This window comes from Sphingomonas sp. STIS6.2, from assembly GCF_000732685.2.
GTDB classification, from domain to species: Bacteria; Pseudomonadota; Alphaproteobacteria; order Sphingomonadales; family Sphingomonadaceae; genus Sphingomonas; species Sphingomonas aerolata.
Map to the genome: position 1 here is coordinate 152,730 of NZ_JPDP02000159.1, position 20,703 is coordinate 173,432.

The 20,703-nt window shown below is 67.8% G+C and carries 11 protein-coding genes; 3 read left to right on the plus strand and 8 right to left on the minus strand.

What is annotated here, in order from left to right; all coding sequences use genetic code 11:
* Positions 1-55: 55 nt before the first annotated feature.
* The 6 genes from sphst_RS15660 to sphst_RS15685 all read right to left on the minus strand — a co-directional run bounded on the left by sphst_RS15660 (position 56) and on the right by sphst_RS15685 (position 8,815).
* Positions 56-982: a FecR family protein gene (locus sphst_RS15660; protein ID WP_234387704.1), complete on the minus strand. Its 927-nt coding sequence runs from the start codon at positions 980-982 to the stop codon at positions 56-58.
* Between the two features lie 7 nt (positions 983-989).
* Positions 990-1,475, minus strand: a complete 486-nt coding sequence (locus tag sphst_RS15665) for an RNA polymerase sigma factor (protein ID WP_234387705.1) — start codon at positions 1,473-1,475, stop codon at positions 990-992.
* Positions 1,476-1,580: 105 nt separating this feature from the next.
* A complete protein-coding gene (locus sphst_RS15670; RefSeq protein ID WP_107045809.1) occupies positions 1,581-2,993 on the minus strand; it encodes an efflux transporter outer membrane subunit in 1,413 nt (470 codons plus the stop codon).
* Positions 2,994-3,003: 10 nt separating this feature from the next.
* Positions 3,004-6,183, minus strand: coding sequence for an efflux RND transporter permease subunit (locus sphst_RS15675; RefSeq protein ID WP_031394187.1), 3,180 nt, complete (start codon positions 6,181-6,183; stop codon positions 3,004-3,006).
* 122 nt (positions 6,184-6,305) lie between these two features.
* A complete protein-coding gene (locus sphst_RS15680; protein WP_056408478.1) occupies positions 6,306-7,574 on the minus strand; it encodes an efflux RND transporter periplasmic adaptor subunit in 1,269 nt (422 codons plus the stop codon).
* A gap of 371 nt (positions 7,575-7,945) precedes the next feature.
* Positions 7,946-8,815 (minus strand): oxygenase MpaB family protein, encoded by an 870-nt coding sequence (locus tag sphst_RS15685; protein ID WP_031396633.1) that lies wholly within the window; start codon positions 8,813-8,815, stop codon positions 7,946-7,948.
* A gap of 122 nt (positions 8,816-8,937) precedes the next feature.
* Between sphst_RS15685 and sphst_RS15690 the strand changes: the two genes are divergently transcribed.
* Entirely contained in the window at positions 8,938-10,749 is a 1,812-nt protein-coding gene (locus sphst_RS15690) for a DUF885 domain-containing protein (RefSeq protein ID WP_031396632.1), read from the plus strand.
* An 11-nt stretch (positions 10,750-10,760) separates the two neighbouring features.
* Positions 10,761-13,403: a M1 family metallopeptidase gene (locus sphst_RS15695; protein ID WP_234387706.1), complete on the plus strand. Its 2,643-nt coding sequence runs from the start codon at positions 10,761-10,763 to the stop codon at positions 13,401-13,403.
* Here sphst_RS15695 and sphst_RS15705 read toward each other — a convergent pair.
* Together sphst_RS15705 and sphst_RS15710 are read right to left on the minus strand one after the other, a co-directional pair.
* On the minus strand, positions 13,400-15,583 hold the full coding sequence (locus sphst_RS15705) for a penicillin acylase family protein (protein WP_031396630.1): 2,184 nt from the start codon (positions 15,581-15,583) through the stop codon (positions 13,400-13,402). The two genes, sphst_RS15695 and sphst_RS15705, sit on opposite strands and share 4 nt — an antisense overlap.
* Positions 15,584-15,664: 81 nt before the next feature.
* Entirely contained in the window at positions 15,665-16,948 is a 1,284-nt protein-coding gene (locus sphst_RS15710; protein ID WP_031396629.1) for a DEAD/DEAH box helicase, read from the minus strand.
* A gap of 560 nt (positions 16,949-17,508) precedes the next feature.
* Here sphst_RS15710 and sphst_RS15715 point away from each other — a divergent pair.
* On the plus strand, positions 17,509-20,655 hold the full coding sequence (locus sphst_RS15715; RefSeq protein WP_107045811.1) for a TonB-dependent receptor: 3,147 nt from the start codon (positions 17,509-17,511) through the stop codon (positions 20,653-20,655).
* Positions 20,656-20,703 lie beyond the last annotated feature (48 nt).

The window sequence follows — 20,703 nt, forward strand, 5'->3', positions numbered from 1 at the left end:
CCGCACCTCCTCGACGGGCGAGCCGCGATCTACCCCACCCCGCTGACGCGAATCTTTATCCGCCGAGCAGGACGGCACCGTCCATCGTTCGCAACCGCAGGTCGAGCAGCGTTGCGAGCGCACGCCCCAGCGCGACATTGTCGCCCATCCGGTACATGCCGCTCACCTGCAGTCCGGCGGCCGCGGGATCGGCGATCACCAGCCGCGTCGCGCTGTACCGGTTCGCTTCCTCGGCGACCGTCGCGAGCGTATCGTCGTGGAACGCGGCACGACCACTGGTCCAAGCCCGTGTCGCCGCGAGATCGGGGCGATCGATCACATCGTTCCGCAGCCGCGACCCGTTGGTCAGGAGCTGCGCAGCGCCAGTCGACGTCGTGGCGGCGATCGTCGCCCGCCCTTCGATCGCAGTAAAGGCCACCCCGTCGCGCGCGTCGCAGCGCAGGTCGAAGCGGCCCGCCCCGGCGCTCATCGCCCGGTCGGCCGCGCTGATCGTGAACGGGGTCGCGGATGGCGCGACCGTCAGGTCGATGCGGCCTTGCGTCAGCCAGAGCCGCCGCCGCCGCTCGGTCGCGACCACATGAAGCCGGGTGACCGCGTCGAGCAGCAGGGCCGAGCCGTCGGGCAGCACGATCCGTCGCTGCTCGCCGATCCCCGTCCGGTACGGCGTCGCGGCATAGGCTGCCTGGAACACACCGGTTCCCGCGACGGCCGTGACCGCGAGTGCCGCAACCCCGCCCAGCGCGCGGCGGCGCGTCACCACCGGCGCGCGCGACGGTGCGGTTCCCGGGACCATGTCCCACAGGTCGGTCGCGCGCTCGAACCGTTCGGCATGTTCGGGGTTCGCGGTCAGCCACTCCCGAAAGACGATCGCGTCCTGCGCGCTGACGTCGTCCGCGTTGAGCCGTGCGATCCACTGCGCCGCGGTGCGTTCGGGCGCCGCCTTGTCCGAAAACATCCGGTCTAGGGATTTGCGGCCATGCATTGCGTGCTCACCAATCCTCCGTCCAATCGACCAGGAAGGTCATCGCCTTGGCCATGTGCTTTTCAACCGCACTCTGGCTGATTCCGAGACGCGCAGCAATCTCGCGATATTTATACCCGTCGAGCCGCTGCATCAGGAAGATCTCGCGAGTCCGCGGGCTGAGATGATCGAGGCCCTCGCGCACCCGGTCGAGCCGCGCCTTCGCGATCAGCACCTCGTCCTGGATCGGCGAACAGTCGCGCAGCCATTCGATCGCTCCCGCGTCCTCGTGCGCGCCACGAACCGCCTCGCGCCGGAACGCATCGCGGCCGCGATTGACCGCCGCATGGACGAGGAACGCCTCGTCGTTGCGCGGCGCCGCGGGCAGTGTCGCCAGGCTGACATAGGCGTCGTGCAGCAGATCCTCGCCATCCGCCCGCCGCGTCAGCCGTTCGACCTGCGCGCGCAGACGCGACCAGCCCGCCCAGAGGCGACCGGCCCCGGTATCGACCACGCTGAGCTCGGACGTCCCCATCGGCCCAGGCGGTATGCGCCCGCCGGTACAGTTTGATGACGTGTCGGCGACGGATCAGTGACATGCGACGATGCCGCGCCGGTGTCAGCCAGCAGGGCGGCCCGGCGCCTGCCACCCCCCGCCGAGTGCACGGAACAGGTCGACCTGCGCACCCGCGATGCGGGCGTCGGCCGCGGCGAGCTCGGTATCGGTATCCGCCAGCGTCCGCTCGGCATCGAGGACGTCGAGAAAGTCGATCTGGCCTTCGCGCTGGCGCGCGCGGGTGATGCGCGCGGCGGTGGCGGCGTTATCGTGCGCGGACTGCAGCTGCGTGCGGCGATCGAGCTCGCGCGCATAATTGGACAGCGCGGTCTCGGTTTCCTCGAGCGCGGTCAGCACACTGCCGTCGAAGCTGGCGAGCGCGCCGCGCGTATCGGCCTCGGCACCGGCGATGCGCGCGCGCGCCGCCGACTGGTTGACCGACCAGTTGAGCAGCGGGCCGAGCAACCAGCGGATCGGTCCGCCGGTGAATACGTCGCCGACGCTGAGCGCGGTCGAACCGATCGACCCGCCGAGCGCAATCTTCGGATAGAGCTGCGACGTCTGCACCCCGATCCGCGCGGTGGCGGCGGCGAGGCGGCGTTCGGCGGCGTGGACGTCGGGTCGCCGTGCGAGCAGGCTCGCGCCGTCGCCGATCGGGATCGGCCGGTCGAGCCGCGGCGTGGTCGTGCGCGCGCCGGCGCTGGCGGGCAGCTCCTGCGGGGTGCGGCCGGTGAGCGTGGCGAGGCGGAAGAGTGCTGCCTGACGCTCGGCCTCGATCTGCGGGATATTCGCGGCGCGCTGGTCGCGCAGCGCGGCGATCCGGACCTGATCGAGGCGCGCGGCGCGACCCGCATCGACCCGCTTGCCGGTCAGCGTGTTCGATTTCTCGAGCAGGTCGACGATCCGCCGGGCGACCGCGAGGCGTTCGGCGGACGATGCGGCGTCGACATAGGCGCGCGTTGTGGCGGCGACGATCGAGACCCGGACCGCATCGGCATCGGCCTGCGCCGCGCCGACATCGCCGCGTGCGGCCTCGACGTTGCGGCGGACGCGGCCGGCGAGATCGACCTCGTAGCTGACGTCGAGGCCGACATCGTAGGTGGCGCGCTCGCGGTCGAAGCCGGGCAGGTTCTGGAGTTGCGACGTCCGGGAGTAATTGCCGCTGCCGCTGGCGTTCACCTGTGGCTCGCGATCGGTCTTAGCGCCGCGCAACGACGCGCGCGCGCTGTCGAGCCGGGCGACCGCGACGCGCAGGTCGGTGTTCGCCGCCAGCGCGTCGGCGACGAGGCCGTCGAGGACCGGGTCGCGGTACATCCGCCACCAGTCGTTATCGGGCGCCGTCGCGACGGTCGCCGTGCTGACGGTGACGAACGACGCGGTCGCCTTGGGCGGGGTGATCGGCGCGACGTAATCGGGGCCGGCGGCGCACGCGGCGAGCGTCAGCCCCGAGAGGCTCGCGAGAAGCAGGGACTTCATGAGGCTGGTCCTATTCGGCTGGCTGAAGCGTCGGCTGGGCAGCGGCTGGCTTGCGGCGTTCGAACCGCATCGCCAGCGCCCGTGCGACGACATAGAAGGTAGGGGTGAAGAGCAGCCCGAAGCCGGTCACGCCGATCATCCCGAAGAACACCGCGGTGCCGAGCGCCTGGCGCAGTTCGGCGCCGGCCCCGTCGGCGATCACCAGCGGCACCGCGCCGAGGATGAACGCGAAGCTCGTCATCAGGATCGGCCGCAACCGGTCCTTCGCCGCGCGCACCGCCGCTTCGACCGGCGACAGCCCGTCCTGCTCCTCGGCCTGCTTGGCGAACTCGACCACGAGGATCGCGTTTTTCGCGGCCAAGGCGATGAGCACGACCAGCCCGATCTGCGTGAGGACGTTGTTGTCCATCCCCCGCAAATTCACCCCGGTCATCGCGGCGAGCAAACACATCGGCACGATCAGGATGATCGCGAGCGGTAGCGTCAGGCTCTCATATTGCGCGGCGAGGACAAGGAAGACGAACAGCACGGCCATTCCGAAGACGAGGGCAGCGGTGCTGCCGGCCGCCTTTTGCTGGTAGGCGATGCCGGTCCATTCATGCGCATAGCCCGCGGGCAGCGACGCATCGGCGAGCTTCTCCATCGCCACCAGCGACTGGCCCGAGGAATAGCCCTTGGCGGTGTCGCCATCGACCTCGACCGCGGGGAAGAGGTTGTAGCGCACCACGCGGTACGGGCCGGTCTTGTCGCGGAACGTCGAGACCGAGCCGACCGGGACCATCTGGCCCGAATTGGAGCGCGTCTTGAGGTTGGCGATGTCCGCGGTGGTGTTGCGGAACGGTGCGTCGGCCTGGGCGGTGACGCGGTAGGTGCGCCCCAGCAGGTTGAAGTCGTTGACGAACGCCGAGCCGAGATAGACCTGCAACGCCTCGAACACGCGCTCCGGGGGGACGCCGAGGAGGTTGGCCTTGGCGCGGTCGACATCGGCGAAGATGCGCGGCGTGGCGGTGTCGAAGAAGGTGTAGACTTGCGCCAGGCCCTTGGTCTGGTTCGCCTTGCCGATCAGGTCGTAGCTCGTCTTGCCGAGGTCGCCATAGCCGTGACCGCCCTGGTCCTGAACCATCAGGCGATAGCCGCCGGCCGAGCCGATGCCCTGGATCAGCGGCGGCGGGACGATCAGCAGCCGCGCTTCGGTGATGTCGCTGGTCGCCTTCTGCGATTCCGCCATGATGCTGGCGAGCGTGACGCCGAGCTTCTTGCGCTCGGCAAAGCTCTTGAGCGGGATATAGGCGGCAGCCGAGTTCGGGGCGAGGGTCTGCGACGGGCCGTCAAACCCTGCGAGCATGACCGCGCCCTTGACGCCGGCAAGCGGCAGGATGCGTTTGGCGACCTTCTGCATCACCGCATCGGTGCGCTCGACCGACGAGCCGGGCGGAAGCTGAATGACGGTCAGGAAATAGCCTTGGTCCTGCGCGGGGACGAAGCCCGACGGGGTGACCATGAAGACACCGACCGTGACCGCGATCAGCGCGGCATAGGCGACCATCATCCGCTTCGGCGCGGCGACGAGGCGCGCGGTGAGGTGGGCATAGCTTTCGCTCATCCGTTCGAACCCGCGGTTGAACGCGTCGCCCGCGCGGCGCACCGTGCGGGTCAGGCGGTTGCCCGAGCCGGCAGGGGCGTTGGGCTTGAGGAGCATCGCGGCGAGCGCCGGCGACAGCGTCAGCGAGATGAGCAGCGAGATGATCGTCGCGGTCGAGATCGTGACCGCGAACTGGCGGTAGAACGCGCCGGACAGCCCGGTGAGGAACACCGTCGGGATGAACACCGCGCACAGCACGAGCACGATCGCAACAAGCGCACCCGATACCTCGTCCATCGACGTGCGCGCGGCCTCCAGCGGCGAGAGCCCGTGTTCGAGGTTGCGCTCGACATTCTCCACCACGACGATCGCGTCGTCGACGACGATCCCGATCGCGAGGACGAGGCCGAACAGCGACAGGTTGTTGAGGCTGTAGCCGAACGCCGCGAGCACCGCGAAGGTGCCGATCAGCGAGACCGGGATCGCCACGATCGGGATGATCGCCGCACGCCATTTCTGCAGGAAGACGAGGATCACCAGTACCACGAGGATCATGGCTTCAAACAAGGTATGCTTCACCGCGTCGATCGACTGCGCGATGAATTCGGTCGGGTTGTAGATGACCTTGTATTCCAGGCCCTTGGGAAAGCGCTTCGACATGCTTTCCATCTCGGCGGTGACGGCCTGTGCGGCCCCGAGCGCGTTCGAGCCGGGACGCTGGAAGACCGCGGCGATGACGGTGGGCTTGCCGCTGAGATAGGTGTTGGCGCCGTAATCCTGCGCGCCGAGCTCGACGCGGGCGACGTCCGAGACGCGGACCTGGCGGCCCTGCGCATCGGTGCGGATGACGACGTCGGCGAACTGCTTGGGGTCGGTCAGGCGCCCTTGCGTCTCGACGTTGAGCTGGAACGCGCTGTTGCCCTTGTCGTAGGGCGGCTGGCCGAGCGTGCCGGCGGCGACCTGAACGTTCTGTGCGCGGAGCGCTGCGACGATCTCGCCTGCGGTGAGGTCGAGCGCGGCCGCGCGTCCGGGGTCGATCCAGACGCGCATCGAATAATCGCGCGCGCCGAACAGCTGCACGTCGCCGACGCCGTCGATGCGGCTGAGGCGATCGCGGACCTGGGTCAGCGCGTAGTTGGAGATGTAGCCGCGATCGAGCGAGTTGTCGGGCGAGATGAGGTTCACGACCATCAGAAAGTCGGGCGACGTCTTCCGCGTGACGACGCCAAGCCTTTGCACGTCCTCGGGCAGGCGCGGGACCGCGACCGCGACGCGGTTCTGGACGAGCACCTGCGCGGCATCGAGGTCGGTGCCGATCTTGAAGGTGACGGTGATCGTCACCTTGCCGTCGCCGGTCGATTGCGACGACTGGTAGAGCATGTTGTCGACGCCGTTGATCTCCTGCTCGATCGGCGCGGCGACGGTTTCGGCGACCGTCTCGGCCGACGCGCCCGGATAGGTCGCGCTGACGGTGACGGTCGGGGGGACGATGTCGGGATATTGCGACACCGGCAGCGCCATATAGGCGATCGCGCCGACGATCGTGATGATCACCGCGATCACGCCCGCAAAGATCGGCCGGGTGATGAAGAAGCGCGAGAAGCGCATGGGAATTTCCTCGGTAGAGGGGCGCGCTCGATCGCTCCGTCATCCTGATGACAATCAGGATCCAGAGCCAACAGCGTGACGTTTCGAACTCTGGATCCTGACTTTCGTCAGGATGACGGACTTTATTGGGAGAGCGTGGCCTCACCCGAGATGGGCTGGACCGAAGCCGGCGCTGCCGCCCCGGTCGCGACCGCGATCCGGCCCGGCTTCGGTGCGACGGTCGCGCCAGGCATGGCCATCTGCGTCCCCTGGATGATGATCCGGTCGTTCGGCCCGATCCCCGAGCGGACGATCCTGAGGCCATCGACCACAGGCCCCAATTCGACCGGTTTCTGGCTCACGACGTTCTTCGCATCGATCGTCAGCAGCACTTTCCGCGCCTGATCGGTCTGCACCGCATCGTCCGGCACCAGCAGAGCCTGCCGCGTGCCCGCACTCGCAAGGCGCATGTTGCCGAACATTCCCGGCGTCAGGAAATAGCCCGGGTTCGCGAGCACCGCGCGGCCGCGGATCGTGCCCGAGCGCTGGTCGAGACCGTTGTCGGTGAAGTCGAGCTTGCCCTTCCAGCGATGCTCCGTCTCGTCCTGCAACTGGATCTCGACCGCCGCCGGGGTCGCGCCGGGCTGCCGTGCGCGCTGCGTCTTGAGGTAGAGCGCCTCCGACCCGTCGAAATTGAAGTAGATCGGATCGAGCGCGTTGATCGTCGTCAGCACGGTGCCGCCGGTGCCTTCGCCGCCCGCGACCTGGTTGCCGGCATCGACGCGGCGATCGGAGATGCGCCCGCCGATCGGCGCGCGAACCTGCGTGAAGCCGACGTCGAGTGCGCGGGCACGTTCGCGCGCCTGCGCGGCGGCGAGTGCGGCGCTGGCGGCTTCGAGCTTGCCACGCAGCGCGTCGACCTCACCCGCCGAGACGGCCTCGTCGGCGACCAGCCGCTGCGCGCGGCCGAGGTCGGTCCGCGCGAGCGACAAGGCGCTCCTGGCGCTCGCGACGTTGGCGTGCGCCTCGGCCAGCGCGGCGGCGAACGGGCGCGAGTCGATCGTGAAGAGCAGCTGTCCCTTGCGGACGATATCGCCGTCATGGAAGTGGACGCCGGTGACTTCGCCCGCGACACGCGGCCGGATCTCGACGCTGCGGCTCGGCGCGAACCGGCCGACATAATCGTCCCATTCGCTGACCTGTCGCACCAGCGGCGACGCGACCGTCACCGAGGCGGGCGGGGGCGCCGCCATCGCCGCATCAGGCTGATCGAGCAGCCGGACGCCGATCGCGCCCACCAGCGCGACCGGCACGAGCAGCATCGCGCCGCGCTGCCAAATGGGTCTGCGTCGGGGGGCAGGGGCCTCCACTGGCGCGGCGTCGGCCGTTTTGATCGGGGAAAACACGGTCATGCCGCGTCGCTCCGTGATCGATCGGCTGACGTGCACGTGAATCTGGGATATGCCATGGGATTGCCCCCCGTTGTAATGGACATGCGTCACCGATCGTCGGTGCGCGCGGCATCGACAGTCCAGATGACGAGCGTGGACGATATCCGGTCGCCGGCATTACGCCGTGACCGGTCTGAAAACTGCGGAATTCTTGGCGTTCGACTAGGACAGTGTCGGCAACTTCGCTGGCCGGAAGACGATTGACGGACGACAACTTGCCCGACCATCGGCCGGGACTGTTTGTCTACCGGCTGGTATATAAAGCGCCGCGGAAACCTGTCAACCAGATTAACATACCGTATGGTAGTTTAATCGCGACGGCCGGGGATCGGCTATTGGTCGACAAACGCCCAGCGCAATGTTTTCGCCAGGTTGCGTGTGCCCGACGTGACGACGGGCCGCATCAAGGCCGGCGACCCCGCCAGCCCATGCATTCGCCGCGCCCATTCGGGTAGCAGATCGACCGCGGCCTGCATCACCATACGCTGGACGGGCAGGGCGAGCGGGTTCGCGGGTGTCTGCTCGAGCACGAACCGGGCAACCTCGCGCGTCCGGGCATCCGCGACGAGCTGCGGGCGCATGGTCTGCAGATAACGGTCCGTTCCCGCCCGATCCCGCGGCAGCGATGCGGCGCCAAGCAGTTCGCCGACCTCGGCGAACGCTGCATAATAGGCGTCCTGCTCGGCCATGCCGAGCCGGTGGTCGCCGAAACGCTGCCACGCGGCGAGAAAGCACCAGGCCGCCGAGACATGGACCCAGGCGAGCAGTGCGGGATCGTCCGCGCGGTAGGGCGTGCCGTTAGGGAGCGTCCCGGCGATGTGCGCGTGCACCGCGCGGACACGCGCGATCACCGCCTCCGCATCGGTGCGCTCGCCATAGGTCGTGACCGCGATGAACCGCGCGGTGCGCCGCAACCTGCCGAGCATGTCTGTGCGGAAGTTCGAATGATCCCAGACGCCCGCCAGAACCGCCGGGTGCAGCATCTGCAGCAGCAGTGCCGCGACGCCGCCGACCATCATGCTGACCACGTCGCCATGCACTGTGCCGATCACCGCATCGGGCGCGAACATCGCCGCCGCGCTGCGCTGGACCGGTGCCTCGCCGCGCGCCTGGTCGTTGAACAGCGCACGCACCTGCCCGACGATCCGGGCCTTGGCGCCGGAGCTGGCCCGCTCGCGCAACAGAGTAGGAAGGTCTTTCATCCTGGCACGAACGCGCGATCGGCGTTTTCGCGCCTGACGACGGAGCGGAGACGGAATTGGCGGTCCGTGATTGCGCTGACGGGATCCGCGCGCGACAAGCACGCATTCGACAGGAGAATGTAATGCGTCTTGCCTTTGCCCTATTGCTGCTGCCCAACGTGCCGATCGTCCTTGCCGCCGCCCCGGTGCCGGTGGAGACGCAGCGCGTCGCGGCACAGGATGCGGCACTGCTCGCATTTCTTGACAAGGCCTATGACGAACAGCTTGATCTCAGCCCGGAATCGCTGACCCAGCTCGGGCTGAAGACGCATTATGACCGGCTCGACGATTATACCGACGCCGCCGCGGTTCGCGCGCAGGCCCTGTCGGAGCGGCAGCTGAAGGCCATGCGGTCGCGGTTCCGCCCCGACGATCTGGGCAAGAGCGCGCGGGTCAGTTACCGGCTGTTCGAATATGAGGTCGACCGCGGGCGGCAATCGTTGCGCTTCCGCAAGCTGCGCTTCCCCGTCACGACCAACGGCAGTCCCGCGGGCGACATCCCCGTGTTGCTGATCAACAACCACAAGGTCGATACGCTCGCCGACGCGCAGGCCTATATCGCACGGCTGCGCGATACCGAGCGCGTCATGCGCGAGGTCAGCACGACGATGCGCGAGCAGGCGGCGGCCGGGATTATCCCCAACAAAGTCAACTTCGCGCCCGCCCGCGCCGATGCACGCGCCGTGCTGGTCGGTGCCCCGTTCGACGCTGGCGCGGATTCGACGGTCATGGCCGATTTCCGCAAGAAGGTGACCGCGTTGGCAGTGCCCGCGGCGACCAAGGCGGCTTTGTTGGAGGAGGCGCGCGCGGCGCTGACGGGGCCGTTCCGTGCCGGCTATGACCGGCTGTTCGCGACGCTGGACGCCATCGAGCCGCAATCGAAGGGCAATTTCGGGGCCTGGAATCTGCCCGATGGCGCGGCCTATTATGCCGACCGGCTGAAGACCTCGACCACGACCGCGCTGACCGCCGACCAGATCCACGATCTGGGCCTGAAACAGGTCGCCGCGATCCGGCAGGAGATGGAGGCGATCAAGCGCGAGGTCGGGTTCACCGGCACGCTCGAACAGTTCTTCGACAAGATCCGCACCGATCCCCAGTTCAAATATCCCAACACCAGTGCGGGGCGCGAACAGTATCTCGGCGACGCGCGCGCCGTGATCGCGTCGGTGATGGCGGCGGCCCCCCGCTATTTCCGGACCCTGCCCAAGGCGCCGCTCGAGGTGCGCGCGGTCGAGAAATGGCGGGAGGGCACGGCGTCCACCGCCTTCTACAACCCGCCGTCGGCGGACGGATCGCGGCCCGGCATCTATTACGTCAACCTGGTCGACATGAACCAGACGCAGAAGGTCCAGGTCGCTGGGATCGCCGCGCATGAGGGCGCGCCGGGCCATCATTTCCAGATCGCGCGCCAGCAGGAGCTGACCGGCATCCCCAAGTTCCGCAAGTTCGGCGGCTATGGCGCCTATATCGAGGGCTGGGGGCTGTATTCGGAGCGGCTCGCGAACGAGATGGGGGTCTATAAGGATCCCTATGCGCGGTTCGGCATGCTGTCGCTCCAGGTGTGGCGCGCGATCCGGCTGGTGCTCGACACGGGCATCCATGCAAAGCGCTGGAACCGCGACCAGGCGATCGCCTATTTCAAGGCGAACAGCTCGGTTTCCGACAAGGATATCGCGCGCGAGGTGGACCGGTATTTCAACTGGCCGGGGCAGGCGACCAGCTACATGGTCGGCCAGCTCAAGATCGCCGAACTGCGTGCGCGCGCCGAACGCGAACTGGGGTCGCGCTTCGACATTCGCGATTTCCACGAGGCCGTGCTCGACCAGGGGGCACTACCGCTCGACGTGCTCGACGAACAGGTCGGTCGCTACATCGCCGCGCACCGGCAATAAGGGGCGCGACGGTGCATCCTGATACGCCGCGCGAAGCGGACCGCCGCGCCCTGTTGAAGGGCGCGCTCGCACTCCCGACGATCGGCTGGCCGGGCATGGCGCAAGCGGCCGTCGCCGCCGATCCGCTGACCGGACCGGGGATATCGCTCGCCCTGGCGCAGCGGCGCGCGGCACAGATCGCGCGGGTCAGCTACGCCATCTCGCTCGACGTCACCGCCGCGGACCGCGCGGTCGGGTCGGTCGTGATCCGGTTCGACCGGGTCAGGGACAGCGGCGACCTCGTCCTCGATTTCCGCGGAACGATGCTCACCGGGCTGGAGGCGAACGGTGTGGCGATCCCGGCCACTGCGCGACGCGATGGCCATCTCGTGCTGCCAGCGCGCGTGCTGAAGACCGGAGCCAACAGCGTGTCGGCGCGCTTCGAGACCCCGATCGCCAGCGCAGGCGCCGCGATCATCCGCTTCAAGGACCCGGCCGACGGGCGGACCTATCTCTACACATTGCTGGTGCCGTCTGACGCCAATCTGCTGTTTCCGTGCTTCGATCAGCCCGACCTCAAGGCCCGCATCCTCTGGGACGTCGTCGCGCCCGAGGGCTGGACGGTGATCGCCAACGGACCGGTCGCGGCAAAGGTGCCGCAAGGCGCCGCGACCCGCTGGCGGTTCGCGGAGACCGTGCCGATCTCCACCTATCTCGCCGCCTTTGCCGCCGGGCCCTGGGTCGGCACGACATCGGCCCCCGCCGGGGGGCAGCCGATCACGCTCTACGCCCGCCATTCGCGCGCCGCCGAGGTCGATGCCGAAACACAACTTGCGACCAACCGCGCGGCGGTACGCTGGCTCGCCGACTGGTTCGGCATCGCCTTTCCCTTCGCCAAGCTCGATCTGGTGCTCGCGCCGGCCTTTCCCTTCGGCGGCATGGAGCATGTCGGCGCGGTCTTCTACAACGAGGACCGCTTCGTCTTCCGCGAGCCGCCGACGCTGCCGCAGCAGCTGGCGCGCGACCAGACCATCTATCACGAGATCAGCCACCAGTGGTTCGGTGACCTCGTCACGATGCGCTGGTTCGACGATCTGTGGCTGAAGGAAGGGTTCTCGACCTTCATGGCCGCGCGGATCCAGGCGGACCTGCAGCCGGACAGCAACGCCTGGACGACGTTCCTGCTGTCGATCAAGACGCCCGCCTATCGCGCCGACGCGACCAGTGGCACGGCACCGCTCTGGCAATCGCTCGACAATCTCGACGCCGCCAAGAGCAATTACGGACCGATCGTCTACAACAAGGCGCCGGCGGTCATCAAGCAGCTGGCGTTCTTCGTCGGCGAGGACGGGTTCCGGCACGGCCTGAACCTGTTCCTTACCCGGCATCGCTATGCCAATGCGACCTGGCAGGACCTGCTCGGTGCGGTGGGTGAGGCGTCGGGTATCGATCTGGGCGCGTTCGGTCGCAACTATGTCCTGCGCGCGGGGCTGCCGCGGATCGAGACCGCGCTGACGCTCGCGCAGGGGCGGATCGGCGCGCTGGTGCTGAAACAGCGACCGGAGAGCAGGTTGCCGGGTGATCCGGGTGGCGCCTGGCCGATGAAGGTGCGCGTCCGCCTCGGCTATCACGACCGCAACGACGTCGTGCTCGACGCACGCTTCGAAGGGGCGGTCGCGACCGTCGACAAGGCCGCCGGACTGCCCGCGCCCGACTATGTCTGGGCGAATGACGACGACCAGGGTTACGGCCTGTTCATGCCCGACGACCGGACCGTCGCGTGGATCGCCGCACACGTTGGCAGCGTGACGGACAGCCTCTTGCGCGCGATGCTGTGGAGCGCGCTCTGGGATGTGGTCCGCGACCGCCGGCTGCCGCCCGAACGCTATCTTGCGGTGCTGTTGCGCGAGCTTCCCGCCGAGCGCGACGAACAGATATCGCGCGCGATCCTGTCGCGCGGCGCAGCGGCGCTCGACGTCTATCTCACCGAGACACGCGGCGCGGGTCTTCGGGCGGGCTGGGAGACAGCGCTGCTCGCGCGGATCGACGATGCGGCGATCGGCTATGGACTGCGCAAGGACGCGCTCGACCGTCTGATCGCGACCGCACGGACGCCGCTCGCGCTCGACCGCCTCCGCGCCCTGCTCGACGGCCGCGCACGACTGGCCGGCGAGCTTATCCGCCAACCGACACGCTGGGCGATCGTCCGGCGGCTGATCACGATCGACGCACCCGACGCGGGCACGCGCTTCACCGCCGAGCGCACGCGCGATACCTCGACCGAAGCCGCCAAGGATGCCTTCGTCGCAGAGGCGGCATCCCCGCGGGCCGCGGTGAAGACCGCCTATTTCAAGCGCTATTTCGACGATGCCGCGCTCAACGAAGCATGGGCGAGCGAAAGCCTCAGCGCGTTCAATGCGGACGGGCAGGCGGCGCTGACGATGGGGTTCCTGCGCCCCGCGCTCGATCGCCTGCTGTGGATCCGGCAGAACCGCCGCATCTTCTTCCTGCCCGCCTGGATCGACGCATTCATCGGCGGGCAGGTGAGCCCGGAGGCGCTGCGGATCGTCGATGATTTTCTTGGCGAGCAGCGGTCGCTGCTGATCGATGTACGCCGCAAGATCCTGCTGGCGCGCGACGAACTGGCGCGCACCGTCGCCATTCGAAAGACTTAGCCGCCGGGACGATATCGCCGCGCGACATGCCCCTTTAGCTCGTCGGGGTGGAAATAGACCGGACGCAGCGTGCCGCCGGCGTAGCGCGCGGTCTGGTCGGCGAAGTGCGGGGACGTGATATCGCCGCTCTGGCCGCCGACCATTACCGCCGTCGCCTTCACGCGCGGTCCGAATTCGACGACCGCGACGAAGCTGTTGCCGCTGGTCCCGTAATAGCGCTTCGTCGCCGGCCAGCGCTTGGCGCCGAACGATGCGAGGCTGCCCCATTGCGCGGAGGTGAAGGGGATGGGCGTCGACGCGCGCGCATCGTCGAAATGCGGCTGGATCGCTTCGTCGAGCCGCTGGAAGCGGTTGATCGCCTGCCACGGCGTCCGCCAGTCGCCAAAGTCGCGGGCCAGCTGATCGACCGCGGCCGACAGCGCGGCCAGCTTGGCCTCCGGCGTGACGCGCGTCGCGATGTAATCGGGCACGTTCATCCGCTCGGCCTGTGCGAACCCGCCGACCTCGCGCCACAGCTGATCGCCCCAGAACACCGCAAGGCTGGTAGCCACCGAGTCATAGCCCCAGCGGTGATCCCAGCGATCGAGCAGTGCGATCGGCGCCGCGAGTTTCGCCCGCCGCGGATCGCTGGCCGGCAGCGCCCGCCAGGCGTCGACCAGGCCGGGGAGAAGCCGTGCGAAGGCGGGGAGGTAGGAATCATAGGCGGCGGCACGCAGCGTCTCCGCGGTCCAGCCGCGTTTCCCGGTCAGCAGCAGATCCGCATGGATGCCGCGCGCATTGCCGCCGACCTGATCCATGTAGCGGGGATAATCCGCTGCGCGCGGACTATCAGGTCCGGCCGCGCTCCAGGGCCAGTCATTGGTGTTGTGCACCCAGCCGGTGCGCGGGTCCGCGACGCTCGGCAGCGTGGCGAGCCCGTGCAGCCCGCGCCAGTCGGTCGCCGGGTCGCTCCCGTCGACGGGCCGGGTATAGTCGAACTGATCACTTCTGACCGGCATGAACTGCGGCATCAGGAACGCGATCTCCCCCTTGGCGTCGGCGAACAGCGTGTCGTTTGACGCATTCGCCTTGCGCTGCGCAACCGCCATATAGCCTGCCAGGTCGGTCGCCTTGGTCCGCAGATAGCTTTGCTCGAGCGCAGGCACGGGCTTCCACATCAGCGCGGTCGCGATCCAGCGTCCCGCCTTGCTCGCGACGATCGGGCCGTGATGCGTGCGATAGGTCGTGAAACGGCGCGTGCCCGACGTCCCGTCGGCGTTGCGGACGCGTAAAGTGACGACCCTCGTGGTGACCGGCCGCAGCGCCTTGCCGTAGCGATAGCGGTAGCCCGTGTCGCCGCGGACGACGCGTTCGGCAAAGTCATCGACATTGTCGACCGTCGATGACGTGTGCATCCAGCCCGCACTCGGGTTGAAGCCCTGATAGATGAAGAACTGGCCCCAGGTGCTCGCGCCATAGGCGTTGAGCCCCTGATCGCTCGTCATCTGCGCTTCCGAGCGGAAATAGAAGCTGGTGTGCGGGTTGATCAGCAGCAGCGCATGGCCGTTCGCGGTCAGGCGCGGCGCGATCGCGATGCCGTTCGACCCCGACGGTTCGCGCGGCACCATGCCCAGCTCTTCGGGGCTTGGCGGCGTCGGCGTACCGTAGAAGGTCTTGAGGTCGCTTAGCGATATCCGCTCGATATCGCCGCCGATGCTGCCCTCGGTAAAGCTCAGCGCCATCCACGGCTCGAACCGGGTCAGGACCTTTGGCTTCACCTGCGGATGGGTCGCCAGATAATGGTTCAGTCCGTCCGCCCAAGCCTGCATCAGCGTCCGCAGCCACGCCGGGCTCGCCGCATAGTCGCGCTGGAGTTCAGCTGGGTCGACGAACAGCCGCTGCCGCAAATCGGCCCAGACCGCGTCCTCGCCGTCCGCCTCCGCGCTCCGGCCGAGCGCGGTCAGGTAATTCGCCTCGATCCGCGCAAAGTCATCCTCGGCCTGTGCGTAGATCAGCCCGAACACCGCATCCGCGTCGGACCGGCCGCGGACATGCGGGATCCCCCAATCGTCGCGGGTGATCGTCACGCGTCCCGCCTGGGCCTCCCACCGTGCCCGCTCGGTCGGTGGGGCACTGGGCGCCGTCGTCAGCATCGCCACCAGGATCATCGGCGTGCGGGCGTGTCGAAGGATCATGGCCATCGCGGCAGCCTAAGCCGCAAACCGAGGAATGACCATGCGTCGCCCCCGCCGTCACGACGGGGTCGACACGGTGCCCCGCGGTTAGGCGGCCTGGGCGGCCATACGCGCGGCGAGCTTTTCTTCTTCGGTCCACACCTTGCGCTCACGCGGCGGCTTGGGCGCCTTCACCTGCTTGACCGGGCCACCGCCCAGCACCGGCGCACGCTTGGTCGAGTGACGCGCGACTTCGCAATGCCATTCGTGATCGTCATGCACGGTCAGCGTGCGCCCGATCTCGCGCTCGACGTCGTGCAGCCATGCGCGCTGCTCGGCATCGCACAGCGTGACCGCGAAGCCGCTGCGGCCCGCACGCCCGGTCCGGCCGATCCGGTGGACATAGCTTTCGGGCAGGCTCGGCAGGTCGTGGTTGAAGACGTGCGTCACCGTGTCGACATCGATCCCGCGCGCCGCAATGTCGGTCGCGACGAGCACCTGGACGGTGCCGGCACGGAACGCGTCGAGCGCACGCTCGCGCTGACCCTGCGACTTGTTGCCGTGCAGCGCCTCGGCGGTGATCCCCGCTTCGCCGATGAACGCACAGACGTCGTTGGCGATGTTCTTCTGGAGCGTGAACACGACCGCCTGACCGATGTCCGGCGTGCGCAGCAGCGCGAGCAGCGCATCCTTCTTGTTCGCGGCATCGAGGAACATCACCGATTGCTCGATCCGGTCGACCGTGGTTGAGGGCGGGGCGATCTCGACCTTCGCCGGATCGCGCAACAGGCTGTCAGCCAGCGTCGCGATCGACTTTGGCATCGTCGCCGAGAAGAGCAATGTGTGCCGGTCCGCGGGCAGGGTCGCGACGATCCGCTCGATCGGCTTGGCAAAGCCCATGTCGAGCATCTGGTCGGCCTCGTCGAGCACCAGCGCCTCAAGCGCCGACAGGTCGCAAAGCCCCTGTTCGACCAGATCGAGCAGACGGCCCGGCGCCGCGACGATGATGTCGACGCCCGCCTCGAGCGCCTTGACCTGGTGAAACTGGCTGACGCCGCCGAAGATCGTCATCACGCTCGGCTTCAGATGGCGGCCGAAGCTCTCGAATCCGGCAGCGATCTGCGACACGAGCTCGCGCGTCGGCGCGAGGACGAGGATGCGCGCGCCGCCCTTGGGGGCAGGGCGGGGATCGGCAGCGAGCCGGTGGAGCAGCGGCAGCGCGAACGCGGCGGTCTTGCCCGTGCCGGTCTGCGCCATGCCGAGCATGTCGCGGCCCTGCAGCAGCTGCGGGATCGACTGCGCCTGGATCGGGGTCGGATGGGCATAGCCCTGTTCGGCGAGGGCCTCGAGCAGGAAGGGCGCCAGAGCGAGGTCGGCGAAGGTCGTGGTCATGGTAAAGCGGCGCCTCCGGCGCTGGGCAAGGCCGCGCCTGGTCGGGCTTAGCATTTCGGGAGCGCGCGCTGGTAGGTTTTATGCTGCACTGCGTCAATCTGGAATAGCGGCAGCGTGCCTACGGCCTTCCCTTACCGGCGGCAGCGGGCAACCTTTGAGGACAAAATGCACCACGGACCGCCCCTATCCGACGTGCTCGCGGTCTCTGGGGAGATCTTAAAGGATTGGCCAAACCAAAACCGGCTTGACTCGCTAACCAATCATGGCGAGATACCGGTAACATTAGACTGTGTCAGACGGTTTCATGAGGGATAGGATGAGTGACCATGAAAGTGTCCGGCCAATGTCGCGGCCGCCAGATCGGCCGGCGGATGCCCCAGGCAGGCGTGCCGCTACGGCGCTTCCCCTAAGTCAGCTCGGGTAGCCCTCCGCGCCTACCGGCTGATCAAATACGCAAACAGCACCATGTTTTAGCCAAACCGGGACCCGCTTTCCGCGCCCCAGTACCGACTTCGTATGCCGCGACGAACGGCGACGACCCCACAGAGAGGACCCTGATCATGAAGGCATTTCGACAGCCGCGTCTGACGCGTGCAGCCTTGTTGTGCGCTACCACCCTAACCGTGTTGGCGCCGTCGATCGCGCTGGCGCAGACGGTGCCGCCGCCGCAGGAGCAGGTGCCCGAAAATGGTCAGGATCCCGCCCCGGCAACGCCGCCCGCGCCGCAGACCGAGGATACGCAGGGCACGCCCAGCGAGGACATCGTCGTGACCGGCTACCGGTCCAGCCTCGCCAAGTCGACCGACGCCAAGCGCGCGTCGACCGGCTTCACCGATTCGATCTTTGCCGAGGATATCGGCAAGTTTCCCGACACCAACATTGCCGAATCCTTCAACCGCATTCCCGGCATCACGATCACGCGCGACGTGACGGGTGAGGGGACCAATGTCGCGATCCGCGGGCTCGGATCGAACTTTACCAACGTCACGCTCAACGGCGCGACGATCGCGGTCGCGTCGTCGGGTGCGACCGATGCGCAGGGCACGGACCGCTCGGTCGACCTGAGCTTCTTCCCGACCGAATTGTTCACCAAGCTGACCGTCAACAAGAGCTATACGGCCGACCTGCTCGAGGGCGGCGCAGCGGGCAATATCGATCTGCGCTCGGCACGTCCGCTCGACCGCGCGACCGGATTCCTGAACTATAACGTCCAGGGCACGCGCCAGTCGCCCGAGGACCGGATCGGCGCGCGCGGCGCGCTGATCGGCAGCTGGCGGACTGACACGTTCGGAATCCTGGCCGGCGTGTCGGCACAAAGGCTGTTCACCGATACCCGCGGGTTCGAGACGATTGGCTATACCAATCCGGCGCTGACCGCGGCGCAGTGCGGCGCCACGTCGGGCTGCAACACGACCGGCGGCGGCAACTGGACGATTCCGGCGGTGGTGCCTGCGGGTGCCGGTGCCGGGCTGGTCGCGGGGACGCCGATCGACCGGGCGTTTCTGCTCGCGAACAACCCGGGCGCGACGATCCAGCAGATCGACAATGCGCTGCTCCCGCGGCTCGGTCGCACGACCAGCATCCGCGGCCCGCGCGACCGGATCAACGCGATCGTCAGCACCGAATGGCAGCCGACCGATGCGCTGCATTTCTACATCGACGGTCTGTACGGCTACAAAAAGAACGAGCTCACGCGTGAGAACATGGCCTGGATCGTCCGCAACGGCGCGATCATCCCGACCAACCTGACCTTCGACAATCCCGATTGCACGATCGGGTGCGTGGTGACCGGCGGGACGTTTGCAAACGCGCAGTTCTTCAACGAATTCCGCCCCTATACCGAGACGACCAAGCTGGTCAGCATCAACCCGGGCGGCGAATGGGAGATCTCGCCGACGCTCAAGGCCTCGCTGCAGGGCAATTATGCGCGGTCGACCTTCCACCGCGAGAGCCCGACCGTGGGCCTCACCACCCCGCTCGGCGTCGGCAATACGGTCACCTACAGCAACACCGGCGGAATCCCGACGATCCAGAGCGGGCTCGACCTCAACGATCCCGCGAATTTCGGCTGGAACGCGGGCAGCCGGGTCGGCATCCAGGACGAGCGGCGTCTCAACAAGAGCAAGGGCGCGCGCGGCGATCTGACCTGGGGCGGCAAGGCGCTCAACCTCAAGATCGGCGGCGCATTCGACGACGTGTCGCGGCGGATCCGCGGGTTCGACAACAGCCAGGCGTGGCAGAATGCGGTCTGCGGGAACAATCCCAACGTGTTCGTCGCATCGCCCAACACCCAGCCGCCCTGCGCAGGCCTCGACGCCCCCGGCGCCGCGCCGGCGGGCTATCCCAGCTATCCCGGCTATGGCACGGGCGCGACCACCGGCCTGGCGGGGCCGGTCAGCTATGGCGGCTCGCTCGTCCCCAATGCGGCGGTGCCCGGCTATCTGAAGCCCGGCCCGGCGGGGTTCGTCACGGTCGACTGGCCGGCCTTCGCCGCCGCCACCAACTATGACAGCTTCCACGACGCGGCGCCCGAGACGGGTGCGGCCAACACCGGCGCCAGCGGCGGTGCGATCCGCGAGGTCGTAAAATCCGCCTTCGCCACACTCAACGGCGCGCAGCAGATCGGCGACAACACGCTGCGGTTCAATGTCGGTGTGCGCTACGTCAACACGATCCAGACGATCACGGGTCGCGTCTCGCTGCCGGATCCGCGCAACACGACCAGCACGGGCGCGAGCTTGCCCGACGGCAGCCGCTACGTGAATATCGTCAGCGAGGTGTCGACGCGCAACGTCTATTCGAAATGGCTGCCCGCCGCGACCTTCGCCTATGACCTTGGCGACCAGGCGGTGGTGCGCGTCGCCGGCTCGCGTACGATGACGCGTCCGGACCCCTCGGCGCAGCTTCCCGGCGTCAACTTCGGTGCGCCGTCGGCGGATCAGGCGAATATCGGCAACCCGGCGCTCAAGCCGTACATGTCGACCAACCTCGACCTCGGTTTCGAATATTATACCGGCCGCGAAGGCGTCGTCAGCTTCAACGCATTCCGCAAGTCGATCGAGGGGTTCACCAACACCGCGATCAACACCGTGCCGTTCGCGGCGCTGGCGCAATATGGCATCACCTTCGACACGCTCAACGCCAACCAGCAGTTCGCGATCCAGTCGCGCGGCGGCCCCGGCGTCGCGCAGGTCCAGGTCACGTCGCAGGTCAACGTCCCCAACAAGCTGACGATCAACGGCCTCGAATTCCAGTGGGTCCAGCCGCTCGACTTCCTGACCCGGATGATCGGCGTCACCGGCTTCGGCTTCAATGCCAATGCGACGATCGTCGACCAGCGCAGCGATGGCCCGGCAACGGCGTTCGGCGTGTCGCCCTTCACCTACAACATCACCGGCTTCTATGAGAAGAACGGCGTGATGCTCCGGGTCGCGACGACCTCGCGTCAGGGCGCACAGAATAGCGGCGCGGCGCAGAACGGTATCCCGGCGGCGGCGCTGTTCGGGACGGACTATACGACCTACGACTTCTCGTCGTCGTTCGACCTCGACAAGATCCTCGGCCTGGCGGGCGCACCGCAGCTGACGGTCAACGTGTCGAACTTCACCGACGCGACGCTGCGGTCCTATTTCCAGTTCGAGAATGCGACCTTCACGCAGTATAAGCCGGGACGTCAGTTCCTGATCGGCCTCCGCGGCACCTTCTAGGACCGACGGTCGGGACGGTCGCCATCGCGCGATCGTCCCGGCAGCCGC